Origin of the sequence: Saccharothrix xinjiangensis, assembly GCF_039527585.1 — a bacterium.
Lineage (GTDB): Bacteria > Actinomycetota > Actinomycetes > Mycobacteriales > Pseudonocardiaceae > Actinosynnema > Actinosynnema xinjiangensis.
The window spans coordinates 1-15,609 of record NZ_BAAAKE010000044.1 but is presented as its reverse complement, the minus strand read 5'-3'; the positions used below and the strand labels follow the sequence as shown (position 1 = coordinate 15,609).

The 15,609-nt window shown below is 68.9% G+C and carries 9 protein-coding genes and 2 pseudogenes; 8 read left to right on the top strand and 3 right to left on the bottom strand.

Annotated elements, in window-relative coordinates; translation table 11 throughout:
- Positions 1-86: 86 nt before the first annotated feature.
- The gene (locus tag ABD223_RS41130; protein WP_344043354.1) at positions 87-2,906 is read right to left on the bottom strand and encodes a glycoside hydrolase family 2 protein; all 2,820 of its coding nucleotides are present in this window, start codon (positions 2,904-2,906) and stop codon (positions 87-89) included.
- A gap of 481 nt (positions 2,907-3,387) precedes the next feature.
- Here ABD223_RS41130 and ABD223_RS43815 point away from each other — a divergent pair.
- From ABD223_RS43815 to ABD223_RS41110, 5 genes and pseudogenes are all read left to right on the top strand, one after another.
- A pseudogene (locus ABD223_RS43815) lies at positions 3,388-3,687 on the top strand (alpha-amylase family protein); the annotation flags it as partial.
- Positions 3,688-3,760: 73 nt separating this feature from the next.
- Positions 3,761-3,874, top strand: a pseudogene (locus ABD223_RS43810) (RICIN domain-containing protein); the annotation flags it as partial.
- 331 nt (positions 3,875-4,205) lie between these two features.
- Positions 4,206-5,612 carry a glycosyl hydrolase gene (locus ABD223_RS41120; RefSeq protein WP_344043350.1) on the top strand — a complete coding sequence of 469 codons (1,407 nt, stop codon included), beginning with the start codon at positions 4,206-4,208 and terminating at the stop codon, positions 5,610-5,612.
- Positions 5,613-6,270: 658 nt separating this feature from the next.
- Positions 6,271-7,365: an ROK family protein gene (locus ABD223_RS41115; protein WP_344043348.1), complete on the top strand. Its 1,095-nt coding sequence runs from the start codon at positions 6,271-6,273 to the stop codon at positions 7,363-7,365.
- Between the two features lie 82 nt (positions 7,366-7,447).
- Positions 7,448-8,599 carry an L-talarate/galactarate dehydratase gene (locus tag ABD223_RS41110; protein WP_344043346.1) on the top strand — a complete coding sequence of 384 codons (1,152 nt, stop codon included), beginning with the start codon at positions 7,448-7,450 and terminating at the stop codon, positions 8,597-8,599.
- A 178-nt stretch (positions 8,600-8,777) separates the two neighbouring features.
- On the opposite strand, the gene ABD223_RS41105 is transcribed toward ABD223_RS41110, so the two are convergent.
- Positions 8,778-10,163 (bottom strand): glycosyl hydrolase, encoded by a 1,386-nt coding sequence (locus ABD223_RS41105; protein WP_344043344.1) that lies wholly within the window; start codon positions 10,161-10,163, stop codon positions 8,778-8,780.
- Positions 10,164-10,631: 468 nt separating this feature from the next.
- Here ABD223_RS41105 and ABD223_RS41100 point away from each other — a divergent pair, with 468 nt between their 5' ends.
- Positions 10,632-11,321: a lysozyme family protein gene (locus ABD223_RS41100; RefSeq protein ID WP_344043342.1), complete on the top strand. Its 690-nt coding sequence runs from the start codon at positions 10,632-10,634 to the stop codon at positions 11,319-11,321.
- Positions 11,322-11,429: 108 nt separating this feature from the next.
- Here the strand turns inward: ABD223_RS41100 and ABD223_RS41095 are convergent, their stop codons facing one another.
- Positions 11,430-12,563 (bottom strand): ROK family protein, encoded by a 1,134-nt coding sequence (locus tag ABD223_RS41095; protein ID WP_344043340.1) that lies wholly within the window; start codon positions 12,561-12,563, stop codon positions 11,430-11,432.
- Between the two features lie 316 nt (positions 12,564-12,879).
- Here ABD223_RS41095 and ABD223_RS41090 point away from each other — a divergent pair, with 316 nt between their 5' ends.
- Both ABD223_RS41090 and ABD223_RS41085 read left to right on the top strand, forming a co-directional pair.
- Positions 12,880-14,337 carry a cellulase family glycosylhydrolase gene (locus ABD223_RS41090; RefSeq protein WP_344043338.1) on the top strand — a complete coding sequence of 486 codons (1,458 nt, stop codon included), beginning with the start codon at positions 12,880-12,882 and terminating at the stop codon, positions 14,335-14,337.
- A gap of 125 nt (positions 14,338-14,462) precedes the next feature.
- A partial coding sequence (locus tag ABD223_RS41085) for a sugar-binding domain-containing protein (protein ID WP_344043336.1) occupies positions 14,463-15,609 on the top strand: 1,147 nt, incomplete at its 3' end.

Genomic DNA, 15,609 nt, shown 5'->3' with positions numbered 1-15,609 from the left:
TGAAGACGAGCGACAGGGGGTTTCGAGTTGCAGCCTGGTCGGCAGAGGCGTGGTGGCGTTCCTGCCGACCGGCCGGTGCGCCGGGGTCAGGCGGTGAAGCGGAAGTGGACGGTCCGGTTGTACTGGCCGGTGGCCGTGGTCCGTTGTCCTTCCGGGCCGAGGGTGTCGGCCGTGTGGAACTTGTTGCCGATCGCCGGGATGGCGTCGAGCAGGGAGATCCCACCGCCGGGGAACGGAGCGGTGGCGCTCATCGGGCTGGAGCCGACGTCGGGGGTGAACAGGCGCAGGAACAGGTTCTCCTGCTCGGACACCAGGGTGATGGTGCCTTCGGTGGTGCGCAGGGCGGCCCAGTAGGTGTGGGCGTGGTAGCCCTTGAACTCCGGGTACTGCCAGGCGCTCGCGCCGGTGGCGGTGCGGTTGTAGTCCTTGGTCCACACGCCGTGGTGCACGCCTCGCATCCGGTTCTTCCACACCCGGTACGGCCCGTCACCCAGCCACGTCATGCCCAGCACCCGGTTCTCGGGGTAGTCGAGGTTCACGCCGAGGAAGTCGTGCGGCCCGGTGCGGGTGTAGCGGTACTCCAGGCGCAGCCACCCGTTGGAGTCCAGGCGCCAGCGCACCTGGTTCAGGTCCCCGCTGTACGTGGCCTGCACGACGTGGCCGGTGCCGTCGCGGAAGTGCGAGATGCCGATCAGAGCCGCCGAGCCCACCGCCATGACCGGGCCGTTGGTGAGCGACACGGTCGTCCCGTTGCGGTTGACGCGGGACAGCCTGCCGGACGACTTGGAGATGGTGATCGCCGTGCCGTTCGCGGTCATGGTCACGCTGGTGCTGTCCTCCGTGACGGACGTGGTGCCCGACGCGGGGATCACGATGCGCCGCGCGAAGTCGACCGCCTTCTTGATCCGCCAGCTCCAGGTGCCGATCGTGCGGCCGGTGGGGTCCAGGACGTCGATTCGCAACGTGTCGGCGTCGGCCCACGTGCCGGGTAGACCGAGGGCGACCGAGCCGGTGGCTCCGGGCGCGGTGTTCGGACCGGCGACGGCACCCTGCGCGATCACGGTCGGCGCGGTGCTCGACGTGCCCGGCGCGGCCTGCCTGAGCAGCTGCCAGCTGAACCGGCAGCCCTGCAGGTTGGTGTGGTCGTAGCGGTTGACGACGTTGACCCGGCCGTCGAAGCCTGTGGGGAACGTGGTGGTGTAGTAGCCGGGGTTGCCGAGCTGCACGGGGGACCAGATGTCGCGGATGGTGTAGAAGGAAGCTTCCTTCTCGCGGAACGGGCCGAGGATGCCGTCGGGGCCGGAGTTGCCGGTGGTGTCGATCGCGCCGCCCCGGTCATCACGGCGGAGCCCTTCGTCCACGAACGCCCAGATGAAACCACCCGCTCGCCGAGTGCCCGCGCCCAGCAGCGCCCAGTAGTCGTTCAGGCCGGCTCCGGCCCCGCCGTCGTACAACGCGTGCAGGAACTCGGTCGGCAGGTGGATCGCCGAGCCGTTGAGGATGTTCCGGGTGCTGTCGTAGGTCTCGTAGTGGTCGGTGTTGAGACCGCCGAACGTGGCCCACGGGTGGATCACCGGGCGTCGCTGCGGGTCGTAGCGGGCGTAGTCGTCGTCCAGCGCGGTGTTCCAGCCGCCCTCGTTGCCGTTGGCCCACATGATGATGGACGGGTGGTTGACGTCCCGCGTGACCATCGAGGCCACCAGTGGGGCGCCCACGTTCTCGTCGTAGCGCTTCTGCCAGCCGGCCAACTCGTCGATCACGTACAGGCCCAGCTCGTCGCACAGGTCCAGGAAGAACGTGTCCGGCGGGTAGTGCGACATCCGCACCGCGTTGTTGTTCATCTCCTTCATCAGCAGGATGTCCATCCGGGCCATGCGCGGGCTGGACGCGCGACCCAGGGTCGGCCAGAACGTGTGCCGGTTCGTGCCCTTCAGGATCACCTTCGACCCGTTGACGTACACACCGTCCCCGGCGCGCACCTCGATCGTGCGGAACCCGAACCGCTCGGTCGTCCCGTGCAGGGGTGTGCCGTCACCGGTGGTGAGCTGCACGTCGACCAAGTACAGGTTCGGAGCCTCCGCGGTCCACGTCTGCGGCGAGGACACCGAGGTCGTCAGCGTCGCCGTCGTCGCACCCGACCCGACCGCGACCGAGAACGGGCCGCCGACCGCGGTGCCGTCGAGCCGCCGGAGCTGGCCGACCACCCGGCCGGCCGCGCCCACGCCGGCCAGGTGCACGTCCATCCGGAAAGCGCCGGTGTGCTTGGCGTCGATCGCGACCCGGTCGATCCGCGAGGCGGGGAACGCCTGCAACGAGACCGGCCGGTAGATGCCGCTGAAGTTCCAGTAGTCGCCGCGGCGCTCGGCGTCGTTGACCGAGTTGTTCGCCGAGTCCCGGCTGACCGTCACTTCCAGCAGGTTCTCCTGCCCCAAACGCACCAACGACGTGACGTCGTAGCGGAACCGGTAGAAGCCGCCCTGGTGGACCGGACCGGCCAGGGTGCCGTTGATCCGCACCTCGGTGTCGGTCATCGAGCCCTCGAACACCACGAAGATCCGCCTGCCCGACCACGTCGAGGACGGGGTGAAACGACGCCGGTAGAGCCCTTTCTCGTTGGGGCGGAGGTTCCAGCCCCACTGGTAGGTGCCGAAGCCGTGGCACTCCCAGTTCGACGGTGTCGGGATCGTGCGCCACACCCCGGCGTTGCGCCCTTCGGTCACCTGGAAGTCCCAGGGGACGGTGTTGTCCGCGTCGGAACCGGTCAGCAGCAGGGTCTCGGTGGCGGGACCCGCGGGCGCGGCGACGGCTGCGGGCACACCCAGCGCGCTCACACCCAGCGCGGACAAGCCGGCCACTCCGATTCCGGTCGCCCCCAACTCCAGGACTTTGCGACGGTTGATCTCCACGTGAGCCTCCAGGGTGCGCGTGTCGTCGTCGACACGGTGGGTGGAGTGGAGCCGGAGACGGACGAGGAGCGATCGCGTCCGACTCCGTGCACGGCGATGACCGGTCGTACAGCGACTCTCGGCTGTCCGGCGTGGTGCTTGCGCAACGTATCGCAACACTTCCGGCCGAATCAAGGGGTTAGTACCAGTCTGAAATCAACTGAACTCTCAACTACCTCCCCTCAATGCGACCTCGTCGTGACGTTGCGCTTACCTCACTCCGAGCCCGCCGGCGGCGGTCCGAGCCGGTGCGCGAGTCCCGTGGCGCACCGGCGCGGACCGCTGTCACGGCACTGTCGGAGCCGACAAGGAGATCCCGTGAAGAAATTGCTGCGCGCCGCGGTGGCGGCGGTGCTCGCCGCCACCGCCGTGCCGGTCGTGCCGGCATCGGCCAGTCCGGCGCAACCACCTGGGTCGCACCGCCCAGGACCGCCACACCGCCATGCGGGACGCGCTGACCCGCACCAGCCGGCAGATCTTCTACGCGATCTGCAACTGGGGCGACGACAACGTCATCCAGTGGGGCGCCGCGACCGGCAACTCCTGGCGCACCACCGGTGACATCGAGGGCAACTGGAACTCGGTCATGGGGATCCTGGACTCCCAGCCCCGCTACGCCGACGCCTCCCGCCCCGGAGCCTGGAACGACCCCGACATGCCGGAGGTCGGCCACGGCCTGACCGACACCGAGTCCCGCGCCCACTTCAGCCTCTGGGCCCTGGTGAACGCACCACTGCCGGCCGGTAACGACCTGCGCACGATGAGCGCCGCGACCAGGGCGATCCTGACCAACACCGAGGTCAGCCGGGGAGCTACGCGTCTACAACACCAAGTGCCTCGACGTCGTCGGTGGCGGCACCGCCAACGGCGCCGCGGTAGCCATCTGGGACTGCAACGGGGGCGTCGCCCAGCGCTGGACCAAAGCCTGACCCCGCTGATCCACCACCGGCTGATCATCCGCCGCCGAACAGTTAGTTTCAAGTTGAGCAGAACCTCTTGTTCCGGACCGGCTCGCTGCGTTACGTTCCGGAGGAACACTCCCTGGATCGGTCCGGCGCACCCGCCTACGGCCGTCCCGCAAGGACTTCGCCGGTCGAGAACCCCGGAAGGCAGCGGCGTGGCGAGTCGGCTGCGTCGGGCTTTCGTCGTGACCGGATGCGTGTGCGGTGCCGTCAGCCGTGCCTGCGCGGCACCTCCACCTTCGTCTGTCGACTACCGGTGTCCGGCCGTGGCCGGTCACCGTGGATCAAAGGAGATCCGATGCGCCCCAAGGGAAGAACCGGGCGAACGCTGCTGGCGATCGCCCTCATGGCACCCGGCCTGGCCGCGTTGAGCGCCGTGCCGGCGGTCGCGGCACCGGCTTCGCTGATCAGCGTGGCGTCCAACAGGTGTTTGGACGTGGTGGGCAACACCAGCACTCCCGGTTCTGCGGTCGGGATCTGGGACTGCAACGGCCAGGCCAACCAGTCGTGGGACTTCACTTCGTCCGGTGACCTGCGCACTTTCAGCGGCACTCGTTGTCTGGACGTGGAGAACGGCTCCATCACCGCGGGTGCGAGGCTGTTGATCCGGGAGTGCACCGGGCAGTCCAACCAGAAGTTCCGGCTCAACGCCAACGGTTCGGTGACCGCGGTGCAGTCCGGGCTCTGCCTGGACGTCGTCGGAGCCGCGACGGCCAACGGCACCCTGGTCAACACCTGGAACTGCAACGGCCAGACCAACCAGCAGTGGCGCGCCGGCGCCGGGCCGGGCCCCGACCCGGTCTGCTCGGTCAACCCGGCCAATCCCAATTCCAACACCGCGGTGCGCAAAGTCCTGTGCTACCTGCACTCGCAGTACGGCAACCACATCCTCGCCGGTCAGGAGGAGTCCACCTGGAACGGTGGGCCCGAGTACGAGATGAACCACGTCCAGCGCAACACCGGCAAGCTCCCGGCGCTGCGGGGCATGGACCAGGCCACGACGGATTACGTCGGTCGCGCCATCACGTGGTGGAACTCCGGCGGCATCCCCGAGGTCGCCTACCACATGGGCGCACCCACGAAGCCCGACACCTACGAGGGCAGCCAGATGGCCGTGTCCATCAACGCCGTGCTCACCCCCGGCACGGCCGAGAACAACTCCTTCCGCCAGCGCATGGACGCCGCCGCCGCGAACCTCCAGCGGCTGGAGGACATCGGTGCCGCGGTGATCTGGCGGCCCTTCCACGAGGCTGGCGGCACCTGGTTCTGGTGGAGCAAGGAAGGCGGCGCCCAGTACGTCCGGCTCTGGCGCTACATGTACGACCACCTGACCCGGACCAAGGGCCTGAACAACCTGATCTGGATGTTCGGCACCAACGGCAGCCCCAACGGCGCCTTCTACCCCGGCAGGGCCTACGTCGACATCGGCGGCGCCGACACCTATGCCGGCAGCGGCAACTACGACCCCCAGAACGCGATGTACAACGCCGCGCGCAACGCCGTCGGCTCACAGGTCCCGGTGGCGCTGCACGAGAACGGCCCGATCCCCGACCCCGACCGCCTGCAGTCGACCAACACCCGGTGGCTGTGGTTCATGACCTGGAACTCCCACTTCCTGACCCAGCACAACTCGATCGCCCACCTCCAGAAGGTCTACGCCAGCAGCTACGTCATCACCCGCGACGAACTGCCCAACTTCCGCTAGACCACACACTCGTCACCACTGGGTCTCCCGCCTGACATGGACCAGCGTCATCCGGCGCAGGCGGCATCGCGATCTCGACGTCGAAGGCGAGGGTCGTCGCTCCATTCCTGAATCGCCAACGCGGTCGTCACCCTGGCTCGACCATGGTCGAGCCAGGGTGACGACCGCGACGCCAAAGGAGGATCTCGTGCGCCTTCATCGTCGAGCCCGTGCCCGGCACCGCTGATCCGCGGCCGCGCCCTCAGCGCCGGCGCTCCGCGCGACGGCGTCGGCGCCCGTCAACGGACACGCGGCGCCGAGATCCGGAATCGCGGTTCCCGCCGTCGGACGTCCCGTCAGGAGTGGCCACCCGGCGGCGACACCGTACTGCCCCGCACCATCAGCGTGGTCGGCAACTCGATCCGGTCGTGCTCCAGCTCCCGTCCCGCAGTCGGCTCGGTCGGGAACCTGGTGGCCGTCACATCGCTGGACGGGACCACTGCACGAGTGCCAGGTCGTCGAAGCCGACGACGCCCGGGTCTAAATCGACAGGTCATGCGTTGCACGAGCCACCACGGAAGCCCGCACGTCATCAGGCACCAACCGGGATGACTACTGGAGATACGGTCGCACCGTGACGCCACCAACCCGCACTCTTGCCACACCGAGGTGGCCGGACTTGACCGAAGTCGCACGTGACGTGCTGCTGGAGGTACTGATCCACGGGCCCATGCCTCGGGCTGAGATCGCACCCCGCCTACGCCTGTCCCGGCCCACCCTCACCCGCGCCGCCAGAACGCTGGTAGATGAAGGACTGCTGGTCGAGGGTGGCACCGAACTGCGCTCCCCCACCGGACGCCCCTCGGAAATGCTGCACGTCCGCGGTGAGGCGCACCGGTTCCTGGGTGTGAAGCTCACCGCCGACCACCTCTACGCCGCCGTCACCGACCTGACCGCCGTCGTCACCGACGTCATGGAGCTACCACTGCGCTCCACCCACCCCAAGCAGGTCACCACCCAGGTCGCCGAGGTCGCGGCCGGTCTGCCGGGGATGACTGCGATCGGCGTCACGCTCGGTGGTGTCGTTCGTGACGGCGTGGTCGTCGACGCGGGGTTCCCGGCCTGGAAGAACGTGCCTCTCGCGGCACCGGTCACTCGAGCGACCGGGCTGCCCGTCACCGTCGACAACGATGTTCAGGCATTGACCTCCGCCGAGCACTGGTTCGGCGGAGGCGCGGGCGTGGACTCGATGGTGGTGATCACCATCGGGGCTGGAGTCGGCACCGGGCTGATCATCGACGGCAAACTCGTCCGAGGCGCACACGGCCTGCCCCGCAGATTCGCCCACCTCCTCGTCGACCCCAGAGGACCGCAGTGCGGTTACGGCCACCGCGGCTGTGCCTCCAGCTACCTGATGAGCCACGTCATACTCCGTCAACTCCGGAACTGCGCCACCTACGACGACGCAGTCGAACGCGCGCGAGCCGGCGATCCCGACGCCAACCGGATCTTCGCCGAAGCGGGCTATGCACTCGGCGTCCTCATCGGCCACACGGCCAACTTCCTCGACCCCGACAAGATCCTGCTCACCGGCGACGGCCTCCCCCTCTACGAGATCGCCTCCGAGCAAGTCCACGATGGAATCGAGAACACCTACGAAGACGACCCGACCCTGATCGATCTCGACGTCCAACCGTTCGACTTCGACGAATGGGCACGCGCCGCGGCCGCACTCGCCATCAAGGACACGATTACCGGCACCATCCGACTCTGACCGCATCTCGGCGCATCCCACGCCTGAGCTCGGTTCCCGACCTCAAAATCACCAAACCAGCCGCGACCCACCCAGGAGCCTCATGTCGACCACCACACCCACCTCGGTGCTGGACCGGATCAGCTCGGTGACGTTGTCGTCGGTGACCCTGCCGCTGCCAGCGCCGATCAGCGACGCCAAGGTGTTCACCGGCAGGCAGCGGCCCATGACCGAGGTCGCGCTGCTGTTCGCCGAGATCCGCACCGAGGCCGGGCTGGAGGGCGTCGGCTTCTCCTACTCCAAGCGAGCCGGCGGGCCCGCGCAGTTCGCCCACGCCCGCGAGGTCGCGCCCGACCTGATCGGCGAGGACCCCAATGACATCGGCCGGTTGTGGACCAAGCTGGTGTGGGCGGGCGCCTCGGTCGGCCGCAGCGGCGCCGCCACCCAGGCGCTGGCCGCGTTCGACGTCGCGCTGTGGGACCTCAAGGCCAAGCGCGCGAACCTGCCGCTGGCCAAGCTGCTCGGCGCGCACCGCGACTCCGTGCGCTGCTACGACACCTCCGGCGGCTTCCTGCACGAGTCGGTCCCGCGGATCAAGGACAACGCCACCCGCACGCTGGAGTCCGGCGTCGGCGGCATCAAGATCAAGGTGGGCCTGCCGGACCGGGCAGAGGACCTGCGCCGCGTCGCGGCCGTCCGCGAGCACCTCGGCGACGGCGTGCCGCTGATGGTCGACGCCAACCAGCAGTGGGACCGGCCCACCGCCATGCGGGTCTGCCGCGCGCTGGAGGAGTTCGACCTGGTCTGGATCGAGGAGCCGCTGGACGCCTACGACGTCGAGGGGCACGCGGAGCTGGCGCGGTCGCTGACCACGGCGGTCGCCTCCGGCGAGATGCTCACCAGCGTCGCCGAGCACTACGAGCTGATCCGCGCCGGCGCCGTGGACGTCCTGCAACCCGACGCGCCCCGCGTCGGCGGCATCACCCAGTTCCTCACCCTCGCCACCCTCGCCGACCACCACCACCTCCAGCTCGCCCCCCACTTCGCCATGGAGATCCACGTCCACCTCGCCGCCGCCTACCCCCGCGAACCCTGGGTCGAGCACTTCGACTGGCTCCACCCCCTGTTCAACGAACGCCTGGAAACCCGCGACGGCCGCATGCACCTGTCCGACCGGCCCGGACTCGGCATCACCCTCACCGATCAGGCCCGCGCCTGGACCGTCGAGACCGCCACGGTCGACACGCCCCGGTGACTGAGCCGACGAAGCGATCCGCTCATCACGACCGTCTGGACCGGCGACAGCCAGACCGGCCAGATGACTCGACGCCGAAACGTTGGGCGACCGCCGAACTCCGCCGGCGGTCCCCAACCGTGATTCGCACACTGGTGTGACCGCCCAGAACTGCGCGTCCCGTCCGCTTCGGTTCTTCCTACCGGAGGTTGGGCAGTTCGTCCCGGGTGACGACATAGCTGTGGTTGTAGACCTTCTGGAGGTGGGCGATAGAGTTGCTGACCGTCAAGTGGTTGCCGTGCCAGGTGCCGAACAGCACCCAGCGGGTGCCGGTGGACTGGAGCCGGTCCGGGTCCGGGATCGGCCCGTTCTCGTGGAGCGCGATCGGCAGCGTGGAGCCGACGATGTTGCGCACGGAGTTGTACATCGCGTTGAGCGGGTCGTAGTTGCCGTTGCCCGCGTAGGTGTCCGCGCCGCCGATGTCGACCACCGACTTGCCGGGGTAGAACGACGCCTGCGGCTGACCGTTGTACCCGTGCAACCAGACGAGGTTGTCGAGGCCCTTGGTGCGGGTGAAGTAGTTGAACATGAAGTTCCACAGCCGGTTGTACTGGCCGCCGCCCTCCTTCGACCACCAGAACCACGTGCCGCCCGCCTCGTGGAACGGCCGCCAGATCACCGCCGCGTTCGCGTTCTCCAACTGCTGCAACATCGCGGCGGCCTGGTCCAACCGCTGCATGAACGACTGGTACTCGGCCGTGCCCGGCGTGAGCACGGCGTTGATCGACACCTGCATCTGGGTGCCCTCGTACGTGTCCGGCTTGGTCGGCGCGCCCATGTGGTAGCCGATCATCGGGATGCCGCCCGCGTTCCACCACGCGATGGCACGCGGAGCCAGGTCCTTCGAGTCACCGAAGTCCAACGCCCGGATCGCCGGGTACTTCCCGGTGTTGTTCCGGATGTGGTTGATCTCGTGGTCCGGACCACCGATCCACGTCGACTCCTGCTGACCGGAGAGGATGTGGTTGCCGTACTGCGACTGGACGTAGCACAACAGCTTGCGCGCCTGCACGGACGCGTTCGGGTTCACCGGACTGGTCGAACACTGGGGCGTGCCGCCTCCGGTCGTCGTGGTGGTGGATGTCGAAGTGGAGGACGTGGTCGTGGGGACGGTGCCGCCCGTGCAGGTCGTCCCGTTCAACGTGAACGTCGCAGGCACGCCCACCGCGTCACCGGTCATGGTGCCGTTGAACCCGAACGACGCCGTGCCACCGGTCGGGATCGAGCGGTTCCAGTCCACGTTGGACGCGGTCACGCTCGCCCCGGAGGCGCTGAACGTGGCATTCCAGCCTTGGCCGAAGCGCTCCGAGCCGGGGAAGGACCACCGCAACGCCCAACCGTCGACGGGGTCACCGAGGTTGGTGATCGTGACGTTCCCGGTGAACCCGCCCTGCCACTTGTTCTGCACCACGTAGTCGACCTTGCAGCCCGGGGCCGCAGAGGCCACACCGGCGACCACCAGGCCCCCGGTCAACGCGCTGATCGCTGCCACGGCGGCGAACGCTCGCACTCTCACTGAGGTCATGAGCACCACTGCTCCTTCGTCCACACCTCCGGGAGCGCTCCCAAAGCGCCGCGCCGGAAGTCGAACATCGAGGGATGAGGTCGTCAGGCCGAACCGGAGGCGCAGTCGGCCACCGAGATGCAGCGCGTTCCGGGGTGGCGGCACGCCCAGCACGGACACCGCCCGTCGCGGGTGGCGCGCTCGAGCGCCGGGGCGCTTCCAACCCCCTCGACCGGGCCGGTCCGAGCCCAGGATGGAGCCTGGCACCCCCCTGGGTCAAGAGTTGATTTCATCGCGATCAGAACACCGCGCGCGGTTGTCCGTGCACTGCCGGCTTCGAACGTTTCAGGATGCCTACTTAAGCGGTACAGCTAGCTAAAGCTGGAGCGAAGTACCTCGAATAGAGGACTTGACTTAAGCGGTTAATGATCCCATCCTGCTGACACCGCCCCGTGTCTGACCAGTGGACTCACGAAGGAGTGAGAGCACATGCGGAGACTGTCCGCGATCATGGTCGCCTCGATGCTGGCGTTCGCCGGGGCGACGCTGTTCGCCGTCCCGGCCGGTGCGAACAGCGTCCTCGACGCCCCCTCCTACTGCGCCGACCACCATGCGGGCGGCGACGGGTGGGGGAACGACGACTACTGCTCGACACCCGACGACGTCGTCATGGCCGCCTGCCCTTCGGGCATGCGGTGCGGCTCGTACAGCATCAGCGGCCTGGGCAGCCGCAAGCAGCAGGTCCGCAACGCCGGGGCGAACTCGCTCGACCTGGCGGTGGCCATGCTGGAGACCGAGCGCATGGACACCAACTACCCCTACGGCGACAACAAGCGCGACGACGCCGCGAACTTCGGCATCTTCAAGCAGAACTGGTACATGCTGCGCAGCAAGTGCGACCGCTTCCGCGGGCAGACCACCGCCCAGTGGAACAACGGCGCCGCGCTCAACAGCAACCTCTCCGCCGACATCTCCTGCCTGCACCAGAGCCAGAACGCCTACGGCATGAACACCTGGTTCGGCGGCCACCGCAACGGCCAGACCGGCATCAACAACCCCAACACCAGCGACATCAACGGCTACAAGACCGCCGTCTACTGGATCAGGGACCAGCTCAACAGCAACTCGGCCAACCTGAGCAACGACACGCGCTTCTGGGTAGACGTCAGGCCCATCTGATCGACGGTCCACGCAGGACCGGGCGTCCGGCCGGGGTCGAGCAGCGACGGCCCACCCCGGCCGGAGTCCGGTAGTCCACCGCACCGGGCCGCTCCCCCGGCGGTGGGATCAGACGGCACCGGTGATCGCGGCCTTGATGGCGAGCACAGCGGCGGCGCGTGCCCATTCACCGAAGTCGAACGGTTGCACGGTCAGGTCGATCAGAGCGGAATCGTCCTCGTAGGTGTCCTCGATGCCGTCGTGGACCTGCCTGGTAGCGAGTTCGTAGATGGGCAGACCGTCCCCCGTGAGCAGGATCTTGGCCGGGTCGACGAAGTTCGCCGCGTGCCCGATGAGGACACCAAGCGCATAGCCGGCCTCGGCGAAGACCTTCTGGGCATCGGGGTCATCGGCCCGCGCTCTCTCGACCGCCTCCTCGAGGGTGGCGCAGCCGTCGATCCGGCGGGTGATGACGTGGCTCATCAGGTAGCTGGAGGCACAGCCCCGGTGCCCGTAGCCGCACTGCGGTCCCCGGGGATCGACCAGGAGGTGGGCGAAACGAGGAGGCAGGCGGTGTGCGCCCTGGACGAGTTTGCCGTCGATGACCAACCCGGTGCCGACGCCCGCGCCGACGGTGATCACCACCATCGACTCCACACCCGCACCCGCGCCGAACCAGTGCTCGGCCGAGGTCAACGCCTGGACGTCGTTGTCGACCGCGACGGGCAGCCCGGTCGCTCGAATGACCGCCTCCGCCAGCGGCACGCCCTCCCAGCCCAGGAACCCGGCGTTGGTGACGACGCCGTCGCGGACGACACCGCCGAGAGTGACACCGATCCCGGTCAACCACGGCCGGTCGGTCGCGAGCTCGGTAACCAGGGAGACGACCTCGGCGGGGTCGGTGGAGCGCAACGGCTGCTCGACCGCCTCGGTCACGGTGGCGGTCAGGTCGGCGACGACGGCGTAGAGGCGGTCGGCGGTGAGCTTCACGCCCAGGAAACGGTGCGCCTCGCCGCGGACGTGCAGGATCTCCGAGGGTCGACCGGTGGAGGAACGCAGCTCGGTGCCGCCCTCGACAAGCAGCCCATGACCGACGAGCACCCTGGCCGCACGGGTGAGGGTCGCCCTCGACAAGCGCACCCGCGGGGCGATCTCGGCCCGGGGCATGGCCCCGTGGATCAGCACCTCCAGCAGCACGTCACGGGCTGCTTCGGGCAGGTCCGGCCACGTTGGCGTGGCACGAGCGCGGGCGGGCTTCGTCACGACGCGACGATACCGTTCGGACTGGCACCGGCCTGCGGTCGGCAACGCCAGGAGCCGGACGCGACCGGACGGCATCCGGTGTCTACAACACACCATTGACTTCGTTTCATCGTGTGATTAACTATGTGCGCCGCCGTCTTGTCGTCACCCCGCGTGGATCAAGGAGATCGCATGCGCGCCCTGCGACACACGGGCGTGCCCATGTCGCTCTCACACCGGTCGTCCCGGCGCTGAGCCGGGTCGGCGTCCCGCCTTCACACACCGACACCGGGCCAAGCCCTGCCGGCCCGGACTGCTCATCCTCGAGGGAGAAGAAGTGGAACCAGCACGACCGGCCCTCACCGACGCGAGCCGGCGCCGCAAGCCCATCCGCCCACTGCTGGCGGTCCTCGTGGCCGTTCCGGTGCTCGTGGGCACCTTCCTGACCGTCATCAGCACGGCCTCGGCCGCCACCACCACGATCAGGGGCGTCGGCTCCGGCCGCTGCGTCGAGGTACCGGGGTCCTCCCAGACCAACGGCACCCAGGTCGCCCTGCGTGACTGCACCGGCGGCGCGAACCAGACCTTCAACACCACCTCCTCCCGCCAGTTGCAGGTGTACGGCGCCAAGTGCCTCAACGCCGCCGGCAGCGGCACCACCCCGGGTACCGCGGTCACCATCTGGGACTGCAACGGCAGCGCCGGCCAGCAGTGGGACGTCAACACCGACGGCACGATCCGCGGCGTGCAGTCCGGGTTGTGCCTCGACGCCACCGGCGCCGGGACCGCCAACGGCACCCTGATCGTGCTCTGGACCTGCACCGGCGCGTCCAACCAGCGCTGGACCACCACCGGGACGAACCCGACCACGACCACCACGACCCCACCCGCGGGCACCACCCCCGTCGCCCGCCACGGGCAACTGCGCGTCTGCGGCACCACGATGTGCGACCGCACCGGCGCGCGGGTCCAGCTGCGCGGCGTGAGCAGCTTCTGGCTCAACTGGGAGAACCCCGGCTACTCCCAGAACCTCTCGGCGCTGCGGTGGATGCGGGACAACTGGAACCTCCAGGTCATCCGCGCCGCCATGGGCGTCGAACCCTCCGGGGCCTACCTCAGCGACCCGAGCAGGGCACGCGGTCAGGTCGAGACGATCATCAACAACGCCGTCGCCGCCGGGGTCTACGTGATCGTGGACTACCACGCCCACGAGGCGCAGAACTCGCGGTCGCAGGCGGTCGCGTTCTTCAGCGACCTGGCCCGCCGCTACGGCCACCTGCCCAACGTCATCTGGGAACCCTGGAACGAACCCCTCCAGGTCAGCTGGACCGGCGTCGTCAAGCCCTACCACCAGGCCGTGGTCTCCGCGATCCGCGCCGCCGACCCGGACAACATCATCGTGCTCGGCACGCCGAACTGGTCCCAGGGCGTCGACCAGGCCGCGGCCAGCCCGGTGTCGGGCACCAACCTCATGTACACGCTGCACTTCTACTCGTGCAGTCACGGCTCCTGGCTGCGCGACAGGGGCAACACCGCGATCCGCGCCGGCCTCGCGCTGTTCGTCACCGAGTGGGGCGCCAGCCACGCCGACGGTGGCACCGACGGCCGGACCTGCCTGCCCGAGGCACAGGCATGGATCGACTGGATGCGCGCCAACGGCGTCTCCTGGACCGCCTGGAAGCTCCACACCGGCAGTGACTCCACCAACCTGCTCAGGGCGGGCGCACCCGTCACCGGGGGCTGGAGCAACTACCTGCACGGCCACGCGCCCTTCGTCGTGGCCAACATGAGGTAGCGCGACTCCGTCAGAACACCGGTGTCCGGTCCTGCCCGCGCAGAGCGGGACCGGGCACCGCAGCGGCCACATCCGGTGCGTGTGGAGGTGCCACTCGGCGCCGGGAGAAGAGAGGGAGGTTCGGCATGGCGCGCTCGCGCGTTCTCGCAGTGGTGTTGTCGGTTCTGGGTGGTGCTGTCGTCGGCGTCAGCCCCGGCACCGCTTCCGCGGCTCCCCCCGGCGACCTGTACGCGACCTACTTGGAGAACCCCGCCATGGTCGCCGAGCACCAGGAACCGCCCCACGTGTTCCTGCCCCCGCACGCCGACGTGGCCTCGGCCGTCCGGGGTGACGAGCGCACGCCGTACACGCGTTCCCTGGACGGCGAGTGGCGGATCGCGATTGCCAAGCGGCCCGAGGAGGTCCCGGCCGGTTTCCACGCCGACGGCTACGACACGTCCGGCTGGCGGCGGGTCACCGTGCCGCACACGTGGCAGACCGACGGGCTCGACCACCCGATCTTCCGCAACATCGCCACCGAGATCCAGCCCGACGACCCGCCGCGGGTGCCGCGCGACGTCAACCCGACCGGTGCGTACGCCAAGGACTTCGACGTCCCCCGTGACTGGGCCGACCGCACCACCGTGCTGCGCTTCGAGGGCGTCACCTCGGCCTACTTCGTGTGGGTCAACGGCACCTACGTCGGCTACGACCAGGGCGGTTACACCCCGGCCGAGTTCGACGTGACCGACGCGCTGCGGCCGGGCCGCAACCGCGTGGCCGTGCAGGTGCACCGCTGGAGCGCCGGCTCCTACCTGGAGGACGTGGACCAGTGGCGGTACTCGGGCATCTTCCGCTCGGTCCACCTGGTCTCCGCGCCCGCCACGCACGTCCGCGACGTCACCCTGCGCACCGACCTGGACGCCGCCTACACCGACGCCGTGCTGTCCGCCGACGTCGAGGTGGGGCGCAAGCCCGGTGGCACGACCGGCGCACACCGCCTGGCGCTCAGCCTGCGAGACGCCCGCGGCGAGGAGATCGCGTCCGCCGCCCGGGACGTCGAGATCACCGACAGGGGGGGCACCGCCCGGTTCGAGCTGCCCGTGCACGACCCCGCCAAGTGGACCGACGAGACGCCGAACCTGCACACCGTCGTGCTCACCCTGACCGCGCCCGGCGGCACGGCGCACATCACTTCCGAGACCACCGGGTTCCGCGAGATCGAGATCCGCGACGAGCAGTTGTTGGTCAACGGCGAGCGCGTCCTGTTCAAGGGCGTGAACCGCGCCGAGA